This window comes from Acidiphilium acidophilum (assembly GCF_033842475.1).
GTDB classification, from domain to species: domain Bacteria; phylum Pseudomonadota; class Alphaproteobacteria; order Acetobacterales; family Acetobacteraceae; genus Acidiphilium; species Acidiphilium acidophilum.
The window spans coordinates 2,240,766-2,261,719 of record NZ_JAWXYB010000018.1 but is presented as its reverse complement, the minus strand read 5'-3'; the positions used below and the strand labels follow the sequence as shown (position 1 = coordinate 2,261,719).

The following is a 20,954-nucleotide window of genomic DNA, read 5'->3' as shown; positions in this document are numbered from 1 at the left end:
TGAAACGGAGATTGGTGTTCCAGCGCCGGATCGGGTATGTTCCATCAAACTCTGATTGAACGTTGCATGAACAGTGTCAACCTCACCCGCCCCGATGTCACGCTGCGTCTCACCCGCGAGGGTCTGATCGTGGCGGCGACGATGATGGAGCACGACCGGATCGAAACCGTCCCCGGCTGGCACGGGCGGCACTGGCACGAAACCGTCACGGCGGCGGGGGTCGAAACCATCCGCCGCCTGGTCGATGAAGCTCTGGCCAGCGGCGTTTCGAGTTTCGCCCCGGTCAACCAGATGTTCCCGGGCGGCGCGGAAATCCCGCTCGAATACACCACCGTCAGCCTCGGTGATGACGGCGGCCTCATCGCGATCGGCCGGCGCTTCAACGTCGTCGCCGATGTCGAGGCACGGCTGATCGAAAGCCGCCGCACGATGGAGAGCAACCATTGGCGGCTGCGCGAAAGCGAACCCCGCGACGATCTGGTGTTCAACGCCGCGGCGGACCCGATGCTGCTGCTCGACCCTGAAACCTCGGTCATCCTGCGCGCCAACCCGGCCGCGCGGCAGGCTCTCGGTGCCGCCTGCATCGGGCGCTTTCTCGATCTGCTGACCGAGCCCCGGCGGCGCTCCTTCGCCGCCACCCTGCGCCAGGTCCGCAACGACGGTCAGGCCCCCGGCGTGATCGCCGCGATCGGGCCGGACCGGATTTCCTGGATCGTCCGCATCTCGCTGATCGAAACCGGCCCCGCCCCGTCGCTGCTCCTGCACCTCAGCCACCCCGACAACCTCAGCGACACGCCGGCAAACCGCGCGATCCACCCGACCCTGATCGCCCGCCTGCCCGACGCGTTCGTGGTGATGGATAGCGAGGGCATCATCGAGCAGGCCAATCTCGCCTTCCTCGAACTGGTCGAGGCAGGCAGCGAGTCCGTCGTCCTCGCCCAACCGCTGGACCGCTGGCTGAAGCGCGGCACCGCCGATACCGCGATCATCCTCGACCTGATCCGCAATCACGGCACCCTGATCCGCCTGCCGGTCGTGCTGCGAGGCGAATTCGGCGCGGAACACATGGTCGAACTTTCCGCCAGCGCCGCGGGCGGCATGATCGGCCTGCTGATCCGCGATATCAGCCGCGAGTCCCGCCCGGCCGACAGCACCAGCGCACCCGGCCCGCTCGCCCGCGCCCTGCAATCCCTGTCATGGGATATCGGCGCCACCACGATCCACGAAGCGGTCGATGAAACGGTCGCGGTGGTCGAACGTCATTTCATCACCACCGCGCTGGCGCAGGTCGCGGGCAACCGCAAGGCCGCCGCCGCGCTGATCGGCCTCAGCCGCCAGAGTCTTTATCTGAAAATGAACCGGTACGGGTTGGAATGAGGCCGGGCGACACCAACAATTAACCCGACCGGTCATTCGGTTCGATCAAGACCATCTGATCCGATCAGGGAATCGACCGGAGCCGTCAACCACCGGTTTGGGGAGCGTCTGGGCATGGCATCGCAAATCGCATCGGCACCCCGGTTCGGAACCGCCGATCTCTCGAATTGCGAGCGTGAACAGATCCAGTTCGCCGGATCGATCCAGCCCCACGGCGCCCTGCTGCTCTGCCGCGAACCCTCCCGCGTCATCGTCCAGCACAGCGAAAACGCCGCCGGATTTCTCGGCCTGACCGGCGATCTGACGGGTCTCGGCCTCACCGATATCCCCGGCACCCTCGCCAGCGCGATCGCCCGCGAAAGCAGCGAAGCCCTCCACATCCGCCCCGTCGCGGTGCGATGCGAAGCCGGATCGCCCCCGCGCCCGATGACCGCCCTGATCCACCGCCCCCCCGGCGGCGGCTTGCTGATCGAACTGGAACCAGCCGATGTTCAGGCCGGTACCCCCACGGCCGAATCCCCCACGGTCGGTGCCCCCAAGGCCGATCTCGGCCCGGCGATCGAGGCGGCGCTCCAGTCGGTTCTCGGTGCCACCTCGCTCAATGCCCTGTGCGACGAGGTCGCCCGCAGCGTCAGGACCATCACCGGCTATGACCGCGTGATGATCTACCGGTTCGACGATGAAGGCCACGGCGAGGTCTTCGCCGAGCAGCGCGAGCCGGGACTCGAACCCTATCTCGGCAATCGCTATCCCGCGAGCGACATCCCGCAGATCGCCCGCCGCCTCTATGAGCGCAACCGCATCCGCCTGCTGGTCGATGTCGGGTTCCAGCCGGTGCCGCTCACCCCGAACCTCTCCCCGCTCACCGGTGCCGAACTCGACATGTCGCTGTGCGGCCTGCGCAGCCCGTCGCCGCTTCATATCCAGTATCTGCACAACATGGAGGTGCGGGCCACCCTCGTGGTCTCGATCATGGTCGGCGGCCAGTTATGGGGGCTGATTTCCTGCCACCATTACCAACCCTATTTCGTCCCGGCGATGACCCGCTGCGCCTGCGAGTTTCTCTCCGAGGCTCTGGCCACCCGCATCACCGCGCTGGAGAATTTCGCCGAAGCCCAGGCCGAGCTGTCGGCGCGGCGGCTGGAGCATCGCATGTTCGAGGTTCTCTCGCGCGAGGGCAACTGGAAGGTCGCTTTGTTCGACAATGCCCAGTTGCTCCTCGCCCCGGTGCGCGCGAGCGGTGCCGCGCTGGTGATCGACGATGAAGTGACCGTCGCGGGCGATGTCCCCTCCACCCACGACATCCGCGCCATCGCCCACTGGCTCGACGAGCGGGGCGAGGAGGGGCTGACCGTCACCGCCTCGCTCAGCCGGCAGCGCGGCGCGTTCGAGAGCATCGTTGCCTCGGCGAGCGGGGTGCTCGCGGTATCGCTGGCGGAATCGCCGGGCGCCTATCTGTTCTGGATGCGGCCCGAGCAGGTCCGCACCGTCACCTGGGGCGGCGATCCCACCAAGCCGGTCGCGGTGGGCGACGATCCGGCGGATCTGTCGCCCCGGCGGTCCTTCGCCAAGTGGCACGAGGTGATGCGCCGGCAATCCGCACCGTGGAGCAAGGCCGACATTGCAGCGGCAAGGCTGATCGGCGCGATGGTTTCGGACGTGATCCTGCAATCGCGTTCGGTGCGGATGCTGATCGCCCATGACCAGCTCGAAGTGGTGCGGCGCGATGTCGTGCGGTCGAGCCAGCCGGTGATCATCGCGGATGTCGCGGGCCAGATCCTGCTGGTCAACGAGGCGTTCTCCCGGCTGATCGCGGGCCACAACCAGAAGCTGGAAACCCTGGCGCAGTTGCCGGATCTGTTCGCCCATCCGGCGCCGGTGGCGGATCGTCTGCAGGCGTTGCAGGCGCATCATCTCAGCTGGCGCGGCGAGGTCACGATGAGGCGCGACGGCGAGCGGTCGGTGCCGCTGCTGATCCGCGCCGACCCGATCTTCGCCGCCGCCGACCGGGTGCTGGGGTATGTGCTGATGGTTTCGGACCTGACGGAACAGAAAGCGGCGGATACGGCGAGGCTGGTCTTTCAGGACGGCATCATGGAAAACAACCGGCGGGCCAGCGGTCTGATCGCGTCGAGCAACGATCTGATGTTCCAGACCCTGCTCAAATCGATGTTCGAAAACGCCCAGCTCGCCGCCCTCGAAATCACCGACCGCGCCGATTCCGCCCGCATGTCGGTCATGCTGGAGAGTGTCCGCGACTCCGTAACCCGCACGACCGAGGTCCTCCGCAACCTGTTCTCCCAAACCCCTCCCTGAGCAGCCCTTTCATTTTGCCTTCCCTAAACTAACAAAAGTTTTTTGCTTCTTTTTTCCAAAAAAGAAGCGCTTTCTTTTTTCCTTCCTTACTTTTCCCCCACCCCACCCCCGCCCGTCACCAAACTAACCCTTTCCCACCCCCCACCCCTCATGCTCTAACGTCGGCATGAACGCGGCCTCACCCCTCTTCACCCGTTTCGCGGGCTTCATAGATCGCCTGAAGCAGACCATCGCCGCCGCCAGCGTGAAGGTGCAGGGCCGTCCCGCACGTCTGCCCGCCCCGCTCGGCCTGATGCTCTACGGTCGCCTCTCCCGCCTCACCACCCGCCTGCGCGACCTCCTCGCCCGCATCGAAGCCGAGCGCACCAAGCCCCGCCGCATCCCCGCGCCCGGCCCCCATCAGCGCGCCCCGCGCAAATCCACCCCCAAGCCACCCCCGGTTTTACCGCGCCGCTTCGGCTGGATCGCCCAACCGATCCCGGAAGCCAACACCCACGCCCAAACCCTCCGCCAGTTCCTCTGCGAGCCCGAAACCGAATCCCTCATCACGAGCGACCCCCGCATCGGCCGCATCCTCCGCCCTCTCTGCCACCTCCTCGGCATCGACCTCACCTTGATCTACCGCATGATCCCCCCACCCCATCCGCAAAACCCCACCCAAACCAAACCCCACCCCCTCCTGCGCACCCCATCCACCAAACCCCGCCCGTCCAAACCCCGCGCGCCCAATCCCAAACCACCCGACCCGCCACTCCGCGCCCCCACGCTGGATGCCATCCAATCCCTCCTCGACCAGACCTTCAGCCCCCGCGCCCAAACCCATAACCCCTGGTTCACCCCACCCGATTTTTTCATCGTCCACCCGAAATAGCCCACTCACGCCTATTTTGTTACGATATAGCAACAAAATACCGCGCAAAATCACCACGCAAGGTGACCACCGCCTATCCAGCCCAGAACTAATGGATAAAAATTGGCGGACCCGGCGCGATTCGAACGCGCGACCTTTGCCTTCGGAGGGCGATCTCACGCGACTCTATATCTACATCCTTTAGAAATAGTACCACGATATCAAGTGCTTATGATACCGGCGGATACCTCTCGATACCGCCGGATACCGATTTTCGGGGGATAATTGGAGCGCAATTGGAGCGCAAGATTCCTACCTTTCGTTCGCTATCCGGAACGGCGTTTACCAGTATCACGCAAACGTGATCCGCTGGGGCCGACCTGCCGCCGTCCGCCGAGCGGGGAGGATTCTGGTAAAGCAGGGCCAGCAAAATATACGCGTTTAAGTAAATCTTGAGCCTCTACTATCCAGGCCTCAGCATCTTCTTTGCTGTAAAACACGCGCGACACGTTCAAAACGGGACGATACACGACGCGATTTCCCTTACGTGACTCGATATTAATCCTACTCATCGAACAATAACCTTTCTTTCTTGCGGCTCGTATCGAAAGCGACTCGGATACCATTTCGTCGATCTCGTTATGCACTGTCAGATGTGAAATGCGCCGAAAAAGATGACTTGACCGCGACAAAATGAGTCTCCATATTGCGATCGAAACATTGGTTTTGGTGTCGCTATGGAAAACGCAGAAAACGCCTTGGAAAACGAATACCTTCAGCAGAATTTTGGTAATTCTTCGGATTTCATCGAGATCGAAGTTGAGCCAGAGTTCGAAGTTGAATCATACCCGCGCCGGTCGCGTCGGTATCGCGAGAGCGATGTAAGTAAATACTTCGATAATGAATCGAGATCGTTATGGCATCACGAGATCGCTGTATCGAAGCACATTGACCACGAAGAGCGACGCCGCCGCTGGCGGCTTGCACGCTCGCGGCCCGCCGAAAAAATGGCGCGTCCCGCATCCGCCGTCGTTGAAATTCAGGCGGCGGGCCGGGGTGGGCGGCGGGCGAGTCACCGGGTCGGGAGTGCGGGCGGCGGCGGGAAAAAAGCGTCTTCCGGCGACGACGGCGGCGGCGGAGAACCACCGCCGCCGTTACTTCTTACTATCGCAGATCTGGCGGCGCGGTGGAGCGTTGCATGTCAAACAATCAAGAACTGCTTATCGAAAGGAGCCGATTTGCCGCCGGCGATCCGGCTTTCGGGCGCGCGCGGACCCCGGTGGCGCTTGGTCGACGTCGAAGCGTTCGAAGCTCGCGCGCCATTATACCGTGAGCCTGCTCCCCGGCCCCGTGGCCGCCCCAGGATTTGCCAAAAAGGGGGCCGGTCATGAGGCCCGATCTCGAAGCTGCTACCCTGAAATGGCTCGCAGAAAACGATCCTCACTATGCAAAGCATGGTGCCCGCGCACTAAAAGCGGTCCGCCATGATGAGTATCGCAAGTCACGCGCTGGCTCTATTCGCTATGACGGCAGTATTCATCACGCACTACTTAACGACCACGATGATATGCTGCCATCACCTGACGATATTGAGTATACGCCTGAAAAACCTGACATCTTTGCAAAATATCGCGATCAGCTTTCAGCGCTACTGCCCGCTCTACTTCCGCACTTCAAGTCACTCGCAAGTAAACGTGCCGTCGCGCTTATAGTACAAACGATCCCGTTCGCAAAAATAGCAGAAAAGGTCGGCCTTACACGGCGACAGATATACTATATACGCGATAAAATGCGCGATTTATTGCCAACGCTGATTAAGAGTATTGCGCTGCCGCTGTTTTCAGCTTGCGGCATCGATCTGCCTATTACACGGGCGTGGCGCAATACTTCATCGATCAAGAAAAACCGCCACGTAACAACAGTAACCCAGCTCGCGTTGCTCTGAACAGCAACGCGAGCGTAGTCACGGAGAAGTAATATGGGTATGATGAAGATAGACAAAGTCGATGACGATGTCAAGGCGAGCACGGAGGATTCCGAGACTCGTACTAAGATCGAGGCGGAAGAGAAGGCTCGACTCAAAGCAGAGCGGCGGAAATTTCTTGAAGAAAACCAAGGATTTATTCCGCTCGGGATCGAAATGACCGATGGCGGACCGCGATACTGGATCTGGTCCAATTATCACCAGGACGCGGTATCGATGAGTGCAACAATGCTTGACAAGGAAGTACACTACTATAGTAACTTCGGGCCGGAATACTGCGATGAGATTCTTGTAGAACGAGTTTGCGTTGTAAAAGAATCGAAGAATAAAGATGCTGAGTACGCGGATCAATTCGTATTAAGTTGCGCGCGAGATAAAGTGATCACGGAGTGTCATAGTAAAGGTCGTTACTCGCTCGACTCGATGCTTCGCGGGGCTGGCGTCTGGTCTGACGGTGAAGGCGGTTTGATTGTCAACGGCGGGCCGGAAATTCATCGTATCGATAAAGACGGGAATGTGTCACAAGTAAAACGACTTTATGGTCGTCACATGTATCCATTGACTAGTCACGGAATCTGGACAGACGTAGAAGCGAGTTATGATGAAGTAAAGATGCTTATCGAAGCAATTGATACTTGGCGTTGGCGCAATCACGTGGATTATGCAATATTTGGCGGCTGGTTGTTAAGTCAGCCGTTTGTAGGTGCGGCGCCGGTGCGACCAGGGGTTTCATTGACTGGGAAGTCGATGAGCGGCAAGTCTACACTTATGTCGCTCGCAAAATCGTTCTGTGAAGGGTGGTCATTTCAAGTACTGGCCGGCAAATCAACAACAGTTGCTGGGGTCCAGCAGGAGCTTAATCAAGATGCAATGACTGTTTTTATTGATGAAACGCAGCCAACCGAAGGCACAAGTCCTGATGAAACCGCGAGAATAAACCGCGTCTTGACTGATATTCGACAACATCTAAAGTCGGCGTATAGTAATCACACGGGTACGCGGATATATGGTGACCTCAAGGGGTCAACCAGTGGCAAATCAATCAGCAGGTCACTCGTTGCTGCATGCATGTATGCGTCTACTGTTCGACTTGATGATGACGAAGCAGACGCGAATAGAGTGCTGAACCTTAACTTGCGGGAATTCCCGCGAGTCGGAAACGGCCCACCTATATTGCCAGATGACCTCGGGCCACGTGTCTATCGTCGAATGTGGTCTCGCTATTCGCAATTTTGCGAGTATTTCAAACTTGTAGTCGATCGCATTGACCATAATGATATTCGTGTGCGACAGACTTTTGGTGCGCCTATTGCTGCACTTGCTGCCGGTCTCGATTTGTCTCTTGATGATCAGTACATCGCTGGTATTATCAAAGCAGTCAACGAGTGTTACTGCAACCCGGAAGTCGAGACGTCAGTGGCGCACGTCGTCGCGCTTGCTAAACTGTTGGCTTCGCCGCTTGAACTTGATCGAGGGGTTAAAATACAGGTCGGGGATGCGCTAGTCGAAGCGATCAAGACGGGGCTGGGGCAGAAGGGGCGGGGATCGGGCGGGGCGATCGGGACCGCGCTCAGAATGAGCGGGATCACTGCGAAACTGTCGTCGACGGGCCAGATCTGGATGTTCGTCGCGAGTACAAAGCATGGCGGGGTCCGGGCTCTGGGGGCAAGGCTCGGCATCGCTGGTCTGACGAGTGTGCTTTCCGAATCGCCCGCCGCTAAACCGAGCACCGTCAGGGTGCGGCTGGGGGCGGGTTCTTTGTGGGCCGGGGTATGGATTCCAACCGAAATCGTCATGAAACAGGTAAAGGCCGGCGGGGTTCAAGAAGCCGAGGCCGAGGCCGAGGACGATATCGTCGAAGAAGATCCGCCATTCTGATCCCGCCACCTGGCCCGCCCCCAGGGCGGGCCAGGTGTCTTACCTCCTGGCCGCCTTTATCAAAACGCACGGCTGCCCGCCGCACTTCTGTATACTGAGCCCAAAGTCCCGGCTCGACAGCACGTCATAAGTATCGCTGTTGATCCGATATACTGGGAGCGGCGAGTATTGGCCATTGTATACCATAAACCCAAAGAACAGCCCCGCCCCGAGCCCCGCCGCGATTGTCAACGCGATTGCATTGTGCAACAACGACTTGCGATGCTCGCGCCTTGTGTAACCATTCACACCCCCCCTTTCTTGCCTCGAATGAAGCGTTAGCCAACGGCCGGTAAAATGTCGAAAGGCTGGGCTTGCTTTTCCACCCGAACCGGACTCTACGATTCTGATGCCCCGTCAGAGAATCCCCGGCCTGAAAGACATTAAACGTACTGATTTATCTGCGATGTCGCGCGTCGAGCTTGAAGAACTGACCTGGGATTTACATGAATTGGCGCGAGCGCTGGCAAACCATGCCGGCGAGGATTCAACAACCAGTTCCCGTCCGCCTTCCAGCGACAATCCCTACCGGCGTAACACCAAGAGCGGGCAAAGTTCTGAGCGCTCCGACCGGGACGACAAAACCGATGGGGGTGGTGGTTCCGCGCCGGGCGGCAACGCTTCCGCCGGCAACCCTGGACCCAAGCCGGCCGGCAAACGGCCAGGGACGAAAGGGTTTTGGCGCCGGTTGCCGATTATAGTCAGCGGTGAACTCCTGCATGCGCCGACAGCGTGCGACGCATGCCGTGCAGTTTTCGGATCTTCCACCGTCTCGCAAAGCCGCCAAGTCAGCGCTCATCTGAGCTTTGAACTCACCCGCGGCGACATGAGCCTTCATGTCGCAGCCACGAAACATTGCTATCTGGCGATACGCTGCGACTGTGGCCACGAGACCATCGCACGCCCCGCAACCGGACTGTGCTCACATGTCGAGGGGCGCCGGCGCGACCTGCTGATGAGCGAGCGCTGCCTGGTTGGCCCGATGCTCGCCACCTTCATCGCGGCGCTGTCGCTGCGTTTCCGCCTCTCGCGCGTCAAGATCGCTGAATTCCTGGCTGACTGGCTGGGCGTTGAGCTCGGGATTGCCACCATCGAACGCTGCATTCACGAATTCGGTCTGGCGAGCGAACCCGTGGTCGAGCAATTGATCGAAGATGTGCGTGCGGCTGACATCGTCCATCTCGACGAAACCCCGTGGTATCAAAAGGCAAGTCTGCTGTGGCTCTGGGTTGCGGTGACGGCAACCACGATCGTCTATCGGATCGGCAGCCGCAAGCACTGCGAATTGGCCGCGCTGATCGGCGAGGCCTTTCTGGGTTGGCTCGTCACCGACGGTTACGGTGCCTATCGCGATCATCCACGCCGCCAGAGATGTCTGGCGCACCTGATCCGTAAGGCCCGCGCGCTGGCAGAGGGGCATTACGGCGCGGGATCAGGCTTCGGCAGCGATCTGGTCCGCGATCTGCGCCGCCTGATCGAGCGCGTGCATGACGGCGACGACCCCGCCGCCATCAAGCGCCTGACCGCGAGCATCAAATGGAACTGTCAATGCAATCGCCATGAGATCGATGCGAAAGTTCGCGGGCTGGCAGGTGAAATCCTCAATGACTGGGACGCAGTGGTCGCCTTCGTCGCCGATCGGGATTTACCGCCCACCAACAATGATGCCGAACGTGCGCTCCGCCACGCGGTGATCTCGAGGCGCATCAGCTTTGGCACGCGATCCGATGAAGGGAGCCGGTTCTATGCCGCCGCGCTCAGCGTCATTGACACCTGCCGCAAGCGTGGCACTGATCCATGGGCCTATGCCTGCGCCCTCATCACCGCCGCACGAGCTAACAATCTGCTGCCCACAATCCCTGCCCAGGTAGCGGTCTGACCCGGGGGGTGTGAACGGTTACCGCCTTGTTGTCTTCACCAGTTCAGCTTGTATTAAAGTGCGGGCGGTATCCGCGAGATCATCGCGGTATCGACTTTGCGCGCTCGCAAATGCGGCCCTCATCTTTGCTTCGATTGAGGTTATATCGAGTGAGAGTGTATCGACTATTGTTGATAGCGCGTTCATCGAGGCTTTCGAGTGACGCTCGACCTCGGGCATCAGGTCGATGAGCATGGATTTTAGGCGGGCGGATACTATCGCGGCGGCGGTCGTTCCCCATGTCGATAGATCGCCCTCAAGGCGCGCGGCGGCGGACGCGGCGGATTCTTCGATCCGGGCTGGCATCGAGTCGAGCAATTGGCGGGCGGCTTCGAGGGCGATGATCGCCCCGGTAGCGCCCGAGGCGGCGCGTTCCGCGTCCGCGACGGCCTGCACGAGAAGCCAGACGGGATCATCGTCTTTGATGCCGTACCGATTCGCGATCTTTAAGAGGTCGGGGTGGTCTTCGAGAAGTTCGTCTTGACCATCTTCGTATATATGATCTGGTGGGATCGGCTCGGTTATTGGATAGCGCGGGGGTGTGATCATTTTTCATCTCCATCATGGAACATCAGCCCGCCGGGGCCGGCGGCGATTGCCGACATCCAATTTTTGATTATCTGCCTCGAAATAACAGACAGTCCCGATGTTGGCGCGATGAGATCAGTGTATCGACCGGGCCGGTCTCGTACCTCGGTCATCACGCGACTTGCGAGCGCCGGCATGATTGTTTCCAGGCCGCCGCTTGATAGCCATGCGTCGCGCGCCGGATGATTCATCCAGACCGATTTTGCAATTTCGCCGAGAGCAGCATTGAACACTGCGATCTTCTTGTCGGCTACGCGGCATATCGCCGATTCACCGGCCAGCCGCGCCGAGTCCGCGCCCGCCCCAATCATCCAGGCCACCCTGATTTCGTATCCGATTTCGCGCGACGCGGCATGAAGGATTTGAGCTTGAGCGTCGATCGTACTTGACGCGCCCGCAGGAAGATTGACGACGATCATCTCTGGCGCACCCGCCGCTTCGATCTTTTCGAAGAGCCCGATAATCGCATCTTCTGAACCGTCCGGTCGCGCGAGATCGATCACCAAGCCAAGCACGTCCGGAATGCCACTGAAGCGGCGGGCGACATCGGCAACTTTTATGTCTCCTTCAACCACGCATATTGGACCGCCGGCCAGCGCGAGGTCGATCAAGGCTGAGGCAAGTGTCGATTTGCCGACCCCGCCTTTATCGCCATGAACCAGTAGGAGTTTCTTCATGAATTTGTTCCCTGAGTAAGATCTTCAAAATTGGACCCGAACGGGCGGGCGGCGGCGGCCAGCGCGGCGGGCCTGGCAACCTTCAGCCCCGCCGATGGTGGTGGTGCAGCAGGGGGGGTCAGCAGGCCGGCGACAATCCGGCGATCAACTCGCTCAAACGCCCGCCGGATTGCCTCACCGGGCAACCCGATGACGATCCCGATTGCCGACCATCTCCACCCTCCGGCGCGCGCGGCCCTGATGTCGTGATAGTGTCTGATTACGACCGCGCGGATATCGGGTTCGGGTGGTGGGCCGCGTAGCTCCTCAATTGCCATGGTACATCTCCTGTCTGGCCGGGGGATGCTCATCACAGGGTTGATGTGAAGTGGTTCGCCGTTTTTCGCCCTACGCCGACCCAGATGCGGCTACAGATCGGTCATCTTCACCGGTTTACGCCGTCCATCACCTCGATTTCGACCGTCTACCCACCAACATCAACTCGAAATCCCCCGATTACAGCCTGACCCCGCCCGTATTCGATGACCACCGGTCGTCATGGGGATCACCTGTGATAAAAAACGGCTCATCTCGTATTGATTCATAGAGACGTACATCCCTGCGGGATGTACTATTGATAATCCACACAGATTGAGCAACCTGATGTCTGGAAAATAGGGCGAGCGGGGGTCAGGCATCCTGGTAGTCCCACTTGATGTAGCCCTTGGTGTCGGCGGCCCATTTTTCATCGATTTCGACGAGGACGGCGCTGACGAGGCGTTCGAGGGAGGCTTCGTTGGGGAAGACCCTGATTTTGGTGGTGCGGCGTTTGAGTTCCTGCTGGATGCCGCGTTCCATGGGGTTGGAAGTGCGAAGCCGGCGCTGGTGGGGTTCTGGCAGTGTGAAGACGGTGAGGCCTTCGGGGATATTTCGTTCGAGCCAATCGGCGAGCTTTGGTGCGGTGTCGCGATAGGCATTGACGAGGGTTGTGAGAGCGATCTGGGCAGCGGCGAGGGAATTTGCGTTCCAGACGGTCCGGAGTTCTGCGCCGATGCGTTTGCGGATGGCGTGGTTGGGGGCGTGGTGGATGGCGTTTTGGGCGAGGTGGAACTGGCATCGTTGCCAGTGTGCGGCGCCGAAGACGGCGCGGCGTGCGGCGTGCAATCCGGCATGGTCATCGGAGACGATGAATTCGACGCCTCGCAGGCCACGCTGATGGAGGCTTTCGAGGAAGGCACGCCAATGGACTTCGGCCTCGGAAAGGGCGACCGAGACGCCGAGGACACGGCGGCGTTCATCGGGTCCGATGCCGATGGCCGAGAGCACGGCGGCATCGCGGACGACGCCATTATCGCGCATTTTTTCATATCTGGCGTCGAGGATGAGGTAGCGGATCTCGGCGAGGGGTCGGGTGCGCCAGGCGGCGAGTTCGTCATCGAGCAGCTTGCTGGCGCGGCTGACCTGAGCGGAGGAGAGGCTTTCGATGCCGAATTCGCGCATGACGGCCTCGACGTCGCGGGTGGAGACGCCTTTGATGTACATTTCGGCGACGGCGACCATGACGGCGCGGACCGAGCGTCGGCCGCGTTCGAGGGACTGTGGGTAGAAGGGTTCGCCCACGTGACCGGCGGTTTTGGGGACATCGACGGTGATCGACCCGGCCGGGGTATCGATCCGCTTGGGCTTGTAGCCATTGGCGTAACCCTGACGATCGGGGTTGCGCTCGTAGTGACTGGCGTGGAGGAAGCGTTCGCGCTCGATCTGCATGGCGAGTTCGAAGGTCCTGGCAAATACCGTGGCGATATCGCCTGCGCCGTTTTCGATCAGATGTTCCAAAAGTGCCTCGATAATCGTATCCTTTTTGGCGTCCATTCATCGGTCTCCATGTTGGTGTGAACAACTGCATGGAATACCAGAATGAACAGCCCTTGCCGGGGCATGCCCCGGCAAGGGCACCAACTCCCAACCCAAAATGAATTTCCAGACGTCAGGTTACACCACCTCCACACAAACGCATCCGTGTCCGGACTAAAGGTCGGGCGGGGCCTACGGCTGAAGGAAGATTGGCTTGCGCCTCCGGCGATGAAGGTTGGTCTGGCGCTGCGCCGGTCGATCTCGCGATTATCTTGCGATGACCTTGCGATGATCTCGCGATCATCTTGTCATGATCTCGCGATCAGCTTGCGATGATGTTGCGATTATCTCGTGATTGAAAGTTGGGCTCAAAAAAAAAGGCCGGGGGCGACCCGGCCTTTTTGGTGCGGAGCCGGGATCAGCCTGCCGGTGCGGCGCACGTCACGACTGAATCGCTCGATGAAAAATTTGAGCCTGCGGTCGCTGTACCATACTGTAGCGAATCAAGCTCATTCGTCGGCGTGTCGCCAATCGACGTAACAATCGCCACCCCGCCCGGCGGCCCGGCGGGTACCTGATGAACGGACGTCGCCGGGACGACGCCAGCGCTGCACGCACTTTTGAGTGCATCGAGCGCCGGCGCATTGTCAACAATCGCGCCCCAGGGCGATCCTGTTCCATTACCGAACGTCGCAATAGATTCGTTGCCGGTCGAACTATACGACGTGCCGAAAGGGCCGATCGGATAAATAGATGCTGCCGCCGGACTGATAATAACGCCGTCGAGACTGCCGGTTGATGTCGCAAATAGTTGATCGCTGGGACCGATATTTGCGACGCTCGTCTGCGGGAACGTAATCGGCAGCGTAGCCGGCGGGGCGGCACTTGCATCTGGGCACGCCGCGCCCCCTATTGCCCCACCCATATTGCAAAATATTTGTTGCAAACTCGCACCGGTTGATATGACCGGCACGAGGATCACCGCGCCGATCAGCGCGAGCAACATCCCATACTCGATTCCGGTCACACCCTTTTTAGCTCTTATCAATCTCATCTTACCCTCCATGCCCGCCGACCTCGACGGGCTTCTGTCGATCACACCAATTTTGTGAAATCCGCCCGCCTTTATCTCCCCGCCAGCCTGGCCCGCCGCGCCTTCGCCAGCCCCATGATCCCGAACACAACCGCCAGCCCGCTAAACGCCATCGCCGCCGCGCGATCATCGAGATGGTAAGTCACACCATGAAGATGCGCCGGGATATAGCTGAATATCAGCCCGGTCCCCAGCGCCATTACGCTATTGATCAGATAATGTTGCGCTTCCACATGATCGACCGCCTTTGTTGTATTGCGGCTGATCGCTCGTCTACTTGTTGATGATTCGATAGTCATTTGCTGTTCTCCTTCCGCCTCGACGGGATGCCGGGCTAATGGAGACAGCAGGCATGTGAAATCGTGGCGGGCGGCGGCGGGGAAAAGGCGGGCTGATTTCACAAAGATGATGTGATTTTCAGCAGGCCGGCGCGGTGCCGGCCTGATGGAGATCATCAAAATGTTGTCGACAAAACCGCTATCAGCCAAAGACGCAAAGAAAATCGTTCGCTATTGTAAACATAAAAAGCCCAGGCCCGAGGCAAAACATGGTTACTATAATAGTGGCGCACCGTCGCAGTGGATCGGCGGGCTGGCAGCCGAAAGCGGTCTGGTCGGCGCGGTCGAAGATCAAGATTTCCTCGCGGCGCTAGAGGGGCGAATCGGCGCTGAGGATCTCGGTAAAACAAGGTCAGATCGCCGCGCGGGCCATGACGTCACCCTGAGCGCGCCGAAGTCAGTCTCAATGATGTGCCTCATCGGTGGCGACGAGCGCATCGCAATCGCGCATGATGCAGCAGTAAAAGAGGCATTAAAATTCGTCGAGCGGGAAGTCGCAAAGTCGCGGTTCGGTAAAAATGGAGTAAAAACGCGATCGGGTGGCGGTATTGCGGCTGCCATTTTCAGACACGAAGATGCGCGATCAGTTGATGGCCGGGCTGACCCGCAGCTACACTCACATTGTATTATCATAAATGCGACACGGGGGCCGGATGGATTACGCGCAGTCGATCTGGACTGGGGTGAGCAAGCTGTTCGGATGAGGCTGGCGGACAGTATATATAAAAGTGCGCTGGCAAGGTCACTGGTCAGGCTCGGGTACGGGATCGAGCCAACGGGGGACGGTTTCGAGATCGCTGGTATCCCGGCAGATGCGATCGAGCATTTTAGCCAGCGCAAGGTCCAAATCGACGAAGCGCTCGAAGATGCCGGCCTCGACCGCGACGACAGCACCGCTGCCCAGCGAACCGCCGCGAATCTGAAAACGCGACAAGGGAAATCCGGCCTGGCCCAACAAGATCAGCAGCAAGAATGGCGCGAGCGGTCGGCGGCGCTGGGGCTGGGGCTGACGTTTGCGGCGCGAGCAGCCATCAAACGCGGGACCATGCCAGCCCCGGAATCGAAGGCGGGCGAGGCAGTTCGATCGGCGGCGCGGCATTTGAGCGAGCGGGCAAGCGTCTTTCCGAGAGACTCGGTCCGGCTCGAAGCGCTCACGTTCGGCATCGGCGCGGCGATGATCGACGAGATCGACCAGGCGATCGCGGCAGGTGAAGCCGGGTTGATCGATGCGGGCGGCGGGCGGCTGGCCACGGAGGACTCCTTATATAGAGAGTCACTGATCCTGGCCGCCGCGCGTGCCGGACGCGAGCAGATTGCGCCGATTACCGAGGCCGACGAAGCCGCCCGATTCATCGCCGCGCGTGAGGTCGACCAGGGGTGGCAGTATGGGCAGGGCCAGCGTTCCGCGATCAGCCTCGCGCTCACCACAAGTGATCGGTATATCGGAATTGTTGGCGCGGCGGGCGCGGGGAAAACCACCGCGATGAACGCCCTCGTTCAAGCGGCCCGCGCCGGCGGGTTCGAAATCATCGGACTCGCGCCATCGACCAGCGCCGCGCGCGAGTTGAGGTCGGCGGGCTGCGACAGCACGACCATCGCAAGTTTCCTCGCAAAACCGCCACCGGGCGGGGGCCGCCTCATCCTGATCGACGAGTCTGGCATGGTCGGATCATCAGACATGGAACGTCTGATCGCACAGATCGAATCGGCGGGCGATCGAGCGATTTTCGTTGGCGACCCGCGCCAGCTTGCAAGCGTCGCGGCCGGGTCACCTTTCGGTCAGATGATTGAGTCTGGCTCCCTCCAAACCGCACGGATCAGCGAGATTCAACGACAAAAAGACCCTAATCTCTTGAAGATCGCCAGCGCGTTCGCGTCTGGCCGGGCAGCCGAGGCCGTAATCGCCGCCCGCCCATTTATGTCTGAAGTCGCAGTTCCGACCGCGCAACGCGGGGCCGACGGCAAGCCACTTCCGACCACCATGGAGCGTCGCGCGGCCATTGCCGCCGCTACAGCGCAAGCATATCTTAGTAAAAACCCAGAAGATCGCGCATCGACCCTTGTACTCAGCGGCACAAATGCGGTCCGCCAGCAAGTCAACGACCTCATCCGTGCTGGTCTAAAACTACAACGTGAGATCAGCGGCGACGAAATCGAGATCATCGCGCTTGATAAAGTCGATGCGACGAAAGAAGCACTATCGCGGGCGGTCACGTATAAATCCGGGATGATCGTGCGACTTTATGAGAACAAGCAGCTTGTGGATTACACTGTCCGTGACGTTGCTGGCGGCGAGGTTATACTTGTTGATGATGCTGGGGCCGAGAAACGATGGAAGCCGGTGGCGGGCGCGCGAGTGTATACGCGGCGGGCCATGACGCTCGCGGGAGGCGATCGGGTGGTGTTCAGGGAGCCAATCGGGCGGGGGAACGAAAGAATTACCAACGGGGCCGGGGGGGTGGTCGAGGAGGTTGACAAGGCGAAGGGAACGGCGGCGGTGCGGTTGGATGACGGGCGACTGACGACGATCGATCGGCGGAAAGGGGTGGCAGTCGACCGAGGCTGGGCGCTGACGACGCATTTGAGCCAGGGAAGAACGGTCGACAGCGTGATCGTCGCCGGGGAATCATCGAGAGTCGCAACGGCAGAGAGCGCATACGTCGCGTGCAGCCGCGAGCGGTATCAGCTTTCGATCATTACTGATAATATCAACAGACTTTCAAAGTCGTGGGCGGGGTGGGCCGAAAGAAAAACGGCGCTCGGGGCGACTGACGGGCCGGGCGAGGTCGATCGGGAAAGGCTGACGGAATTGCGCCAGGCGGCGGCGGAGAAGCTGGCCGAGCCGGTGGTAGCGCCGGTGGTGGTCGGCGGGGTCGATCGGGACCGAGCGCGGGTGCGCCTTCGGTGATGCCGCGTCCGTCGGGACGCGGCAAGGAAGAAAGGAGCCACAGCCGCCGCCGCCGCCGCCGCCGCCGGGCGGGCGGGCGGGCGGAGAATCGGGTCGGACTTCACATCACGAGTGTGATCATCGAAGCCCCGCGCCGTGCGGGGCATAAAGGAGATACACCATGACAACATCACCCTCGAAACCCCGCAAACCCGGCCTCTTCCGCCGCGCAGCCCGGGCCGAAATGCGGTTTTTCAACCCTTTCATCGCCGCCGGTCGAGACACTAAAAGCCGCCTCACCACCATGTCAAAAACCTTGATCGCCCCCGTCGGCGAGAAACAGCACCCGCAGATGCGGATCGCGGCGGTCGAGTGTTACAATAAAATTCTGCTTTCGTTCGCGCTATATGGCCTTGTCGTCGCCTTTGTGCTTATCACACGGGATTATGAGCTTGCGTCGCTACTTGTCCCCGCAACCATTCCGCTTGTCATGGGCGTTGCTGGACTACTTTTGGGACGCCGGCCCGGCCAGTTTTGACTTTAACTTGTGGAATTATGTTGACAACTGCACTGTAACTTGATATAGTGCTGAAATCAAATGAGGTCGCGTGATGTTTCGAACAAGTTATGATTCGCGGGGCAAGCCCCAGGTCAGCTATGACGCCGAATTTGCTGGCAACAGTGCGGCGCTCCAACGCGCTCGGGGCGATCTGCGGGCAGCACAGTCGCAGCTTGAGCAGGTGCGGAACGAATGGAAAAAGGGCGACGACTGGCGGCGAGCAGCCCTGGCGGAGTTGGCATACGTCGCCCAGGACGAGCATGCTGACGCCGTCGCGTTCAAGGCCGGCCTTGAATTTTTGATGTCAGACAGAGATGCCAGTGCCGAGAAGGTGCTTGAGGTCATCGAGGCGACAAAAAAGAGCGCGGCCAGAGACAGGGCCTTGCTCGATAAGTCGGTTACGATCCAGAATAGCCTCCGGCGTCGCTTTCTTTAGCGACGCCGGTTTGCGTCATGTATTCCGTTCAGGAAGAACGTCGGTCTCAAGCGTCTTGGCGGCGGGTGTAGCGTTGCTGCCAGTTTCCCCGCTTTCGTTCCCATTGCCGCCACCACCCGCGCGCTCAGGAAGCGGTTGCACGACCGCCCCCTGGACAGTCCGCGTATGGCTCACCACCCCGCCGTACACCTCCCCATGTACGCCCTCCTCGGACATCGAGATGTCGTTCAACCCGATCCAATCGAGCGCCCGATCCGGCACGAGATTGACAAGTCCAAAGCTCCACTCGCCGAGCTTCCAGTATACCACGACAAGAATCCCGACATATATCAACGTCCCAATTAGCGACATGAGCGCCCCCGCAACACCTTGCGCGACACTACCGCCCATGCTCGACTGTAGAACGCCGTTCGCAACGAAAATGAAAGTCTTGTTGATCAGGTATTCGCCCGCGCTGAACAACAACATTGCGGCGAAGAACCCGAATACAATTAGCGCGGGCTTTGCGAATATTGAGAGCAGCAACTTATAACCTTGCGACGCACCAGCCGGTACAAACCCTTCACCATCCGGGACTGCATGACTCGCAGCCCACAGCGGTGCGCCGACGACCCCAACAAATACAGCCGCGACCCAACCAATGACCGCAAAGGTGTACATAATATAGAGCATCGCAGGAATGACGTATGCAAGTATTCCGCCCGCCAAGATCGGTCCCGCGATCAGCATAAGTGCAACGGGCTTGATAAACCCTATGACGAAACTCGCGGCTTTACCTGCACCCGCAGCATTGCCCACGAGGTTGCCAGTGGCAGCCCCAAGTGAACCAACGCCGAGCAACAGTATCGAGTAAGCCGTCAGGCCGGATACCATCAGCGTAATGCCGAGCGTTTGCAGAGCACCAATCGGGTTACTTGTTGAGGACGACAACGACTTGACATCGCTTAGTATCGAGCCATTCAGGCGGATCAAAACGGGGTCGATTATTCGCGCCATGAGCGATCCCGACTTCAGGTTTCCAAGCGGGTTTGTGATCTGGCCGGCCAGCGAGCCGGGCGTTGCGGCTAACTGATTGTCATTTTCGATGTATGACATAGCGGCTGCGCTGGTCTGCTGATACCCATAGCCCGCCGGTAGGTCTGCGGTCGCCGGGCCGGTGATATCGGGCTGCGCAGCGCTGAAGTCAGCGATTTTCTGGTCGAGCGATGACACCTGAATCTGGAAGCTCCCGAGCGCGCCGAACCCGTCATTTTGGAGCGCGGTCGACCACGAATTCGTTAGTCCGGAGTTGGCGGCGGTGACCTGGCTCGCGACCGCAGATTGCACCGCTTCGCTATACGCCTGGGCTGCGAGACTTACTGCGTTACTTGGAATGCCGGAAGTAGAGCCAGATAATACTGATCCGGTCGAGGTGTTTTGCGTCGGCTGGCCCAGGGCTCCGTTCGTTATTTTGAGCGCGACAGGATTCAATATCGGCATCATCGCGTTGATTCCGTTGATTTCCGCCGATGATTTCGGCTGACTTGCGGAAGATACGATGATCGTGCCGCAAGCAGACGGTGAAATATTCGTGCCAGGTCTGCCACCAAATTCAACACCATGTGTAGTCCCGGACCCGGTACTACTTGACGTCATGAGGGCAGGCCCGCCAGACGCGCCGCTATTATATGTGTCAACGCATACCAGGTCTTGTAGCAGAGACGAGGCGACTTGGCGCGACGACGGCATAATCTGTGGATTGAAGACTAAACCTGTCTTTAATATTGAGATTAGCATAGTATTCGATATGCCGTCCGCGACTGCGATTGCCTGCCCGGCGGTCCACAAAACGATGATCTGCGAGATTGAAAAGCCAGAAGAAACCGGAGCGATCAGCGCGAGCATGATAATGACGCGCATCGGCGTGAAAAAGCCATGGAAACTTTTGCCCAGCCATTCGCCATGGTACGCCGTGCCAACGACGCCTTCGAGCACAATCTTGACGATGTAGAAAAGCGTCAGGCCCATTATCGCCAGGTTGTAAACCATGAAGGCAGGCCCGAAGACGCCACCCCCGGCACTGCCGACCGCGCCGAAATTGAGACCCGAGTTGACGATCGCGGTCCAGATGGGACCAAAGATCATCAGGAACATTGCGTTGACGTAATCTCCGCTCGGAATCACGAAACTGCCCATAAACCA

General features: G+C 59.8%; 17 protein-coding genes and 1 tRNA gene. 10 read left to right on the top strand and 8 right to left on the bottom strand.

The window, feature by feature from the left end:
- Positions 1 to 66: 66 nt before the first annotated feature.
- From ppsR to SIL87_RS13325, 3 genes are all read left to right on the top strand, one after another.
- Entirely contained in the window at positions 67 to 1,377 is a 1,311-nt protein-coding gene (gene ppsR / locus SIL87_RS13335) for a transcriptional regulator PpsR (RefSeq protein WP_319614654.1), read from the top strand.
- A gap of 114 nt (positions 1,378 to 1,491) precedes the next feature.
- On the top strand, positions 1,492 to 3,693 hold the full coding sequence (locus SIL87_RS13330) for a GAF domain-containing protein (RefSeq protein WP_319614653.1): 2,202 nt from the start codon (positions 1,492 to 1,494) through the stop codon (positions 3,691 to 3,693).
- Between the two features lie 166 nt (positions 3,694 to 3,859).
- Positions 3,860 to 4,564 (top strand): hypothetical protein, encoded by a 705-nt coding sequence (locus tag SIL87_RS13325; protein ID WP_319614652.1) that lies wholly within the window; start codon positions 3,860 to 3,862, stop codon positions 4,562 to 4,564.
- Positions 4,565 to 4,667: 103 nt separating this feature from the next.
- Here SIL87_RS13325 and SIL87_RS13320 read toward each other — a convergent pair.
- Positions 4,668 to 4,743, bottom strand: a tRNA-Ser gene (locus SIL87_RS13320).
- Between the two features lie 537 nt (positions 4,744 to 5,280).
- Between SIL87_RS13320 and SIL87_RS13315 the strand changes: the two genes are divergently transcribed.
- The 4 genes from SIL87_RS13315 to tnpC all read left to right on the top strand — a co-directional run bounded on the left by SIL87_RS13315 (position 5,281) and on the right by tnpC (position 10,323).
- Positions 5,281 to 5,934 (top strand): helix-turn-helix transcriptional regulator, encoded by a 654-nt coding sequence (locus SIL87_RS13315; protein ID WP_319614651.1) that lies wholly within the window; start codon positions 5,281 to 5,283, stop codon positions 5,932 to 5,934.
- The gene (locus tag SIL87_RS13310; RefSeq protein ID WP_319614650.1) at positions 5,931 to 6,488 is read left to right on the top strand and encodes a hypothetical protein; all 558 of its coding nucleotides are present in this window, start codon (positions 5,931 to 5,933) and stop codon (positions 6,486 to 6,488) included. Before SIL87_RS13315 ends, SIL87_RS13310 begins: the two co-directional genes overlap by 4 nt.
- A gap of 33 nt (positions 6,489 to 6,521) precedes the next feature.
- On the top strand, positions 6,522 to 8,405 hold the full coding sequence (locus SIL87_RS13305) for a hypothetical protein (protein ID WP_319614649.1): 1,884 nt from the start codon (positions 6,522 to 6,524) through the stop codon (positions 8,403 to 8,405).
- 865 nt (positions 8,406 to 9,270) lie between these two features.
- On the top strand, positions 9,271 to 10,323 hold the full coding sequence (gene tnpC / locus SIL87_RS13300) for an IS66 family transposase (RefSeq protein ID WP_319613188.1): 1,053 nt from the start codon (positions 9,271 to 9,273) through the stop codon (positions 10,321 to 10,323).
- A gap of 18 nt (positions 10,324 to 10,341) precedes the next feature.
- Here the strand turns inward: tnpC and SIL87_RS13295 are convergent, their stop codons facing one another.
- From SIL87_RS13295 to SIL87_RS13270, 6 genes are all read right to left on the bottom strand, one after another.
- A complete protein-coding gene (locus tag SIL87_RS13295; protein ID WP_319614648.1) occupies positions 10,342 to 10,911 on the bottom strand; it encodes a hypothetical protein in 570 nt (189 codons plus the stop codon).
- Positions 10,908 to 11,627: a hypothetical protein gene (locus tag SIL87_RS13290; protein ID WP_319614647.1), complete on the bottom strand. Its 720-nt coding sequence runs from the start codon at positions 11,625 to 11,627 to the stop codon at positions 10,908 to 10,910. Before SIL87_RS13290 ends, SIL87_RS13295 begins: the two co-directional genes overlap by 4 nt.
- A complete protein-coding gene (locus SIL87_RS13285) occupies positions 11,624 to 11,944 on the bottom strand; it encodes a hypothetical protein (RefSeq protein WP_319614646.1) in 321 nt (106 codons plus the stop codon). The genes SIL87_RS13290 and SIL87_RS13285 overlap by 4 nt, the downstream gene beginning before the upstream one ends.
- A gap of 352 nt (positions 11,945 to 12,296) precedes the next feature.
- Positions 12,297 to 13,478 (bottom strand): IS256 family transposase, encoded by a 1,182-nt coding sequence (locus tag SIL87_RS13280; protein ID WP_319612316.1) that lies wholly within the window; start codon positions 13,476 to 13,478, stop codon positions 12,297 to 12,299.
- A 400-nt stretch (positions 13,479 to 13,878) separates the two neighbouring features.
- Complete coding sequence (locus SIL87_RS13275) at positions 13,879 to 14,526, bottom strand: Flp family type IVb pilin (RefSeq protein ID WP_319614645.1); 648 nt, start codon at positions 14,524 to 14,526, stop codon at positions 13,879 to 13,881.
- A 59-nt stretch (positions 14,527 to 14,585) separates the two neighbouring features.
- Entirely contained in the window at positions 14,586 to 15,011 is a 426-nt protein-coding gene (locus SIL87_RS13270; RefSeq protein WP_319614644.1) for a hypothetical protein, read from the bottom strand.
- Between SIL87_RS13270 and mobF the strand changes: the two genes are divergently transcribed.
- The 3 genes from mobF to SIL87_RS13255 all read left to right on the top strand — a co-directional run bounded on the left by mobF (position 14,998) and on the right by SIL87_RS13255 (position 18,773).
- The gene (gene mobF / locus SIL87_RS13265) at positions 14,998 to 17,799 is read left to right on the top strand and encodes a MobF family relaxase (RefSeq protein WP_319614643.1); all 2,802 of its coding nucleotides are present in this window, start codon (positions 14,998 to 15,000) and stop codon (positions 17,797 to 17,799) included. The two genes, SIL87_RS13270 and mobF, sit on opposite strands and share 14 nt — an antisense overlap.
- A 160-nt stretch (positions 17,800 to 17,959) precedes the next feature.
- Positions 17,960 to 18,316: a hypothetical protein gene (locus SIL87_RS13260; RefSeq protein ID WP_319614642.1), complete on the top strand. Its 357-nt coding sequence runs from the start codon at positions 17,960 to 17,962 to the stop codon at positions 18,314 to 18,316.
- A gap of 73 nt (positions 18,317 to 18,389) precedes the next feature.
- On the top strand, positions 18,390 to 18,773 hold the full coding sequence (locus SIL87_RS13255; protein ID WP_319614641.1) for a hypothetical protein: 384 nt from the start codon (positions 18,390 to 18,392) through the stop codon (positions 18,771 to 18,773).
- 15 nt (positions 18,774 to 18,788) lie between these two features.
- On the opposite strand, the gene SIL87_RS13250 is transcribed toward SIL87_RS13255, so the two are convergent.
- The gene (locus SIL87_RS13250) at positions 18,789 to 20,948 is read right to left on the bottom strand and encodes a DotA/TraY family protein (RefSeq protein WP_319614640.1); all 2,160 of its coding nucleotides are present in this window, start codon (positions 20,946 to 20,948) and stop codon (positions 18,789 to 18,791) included.
- Positions 20,949 to 20,954 lie beyond the last annotated feature (6 nt).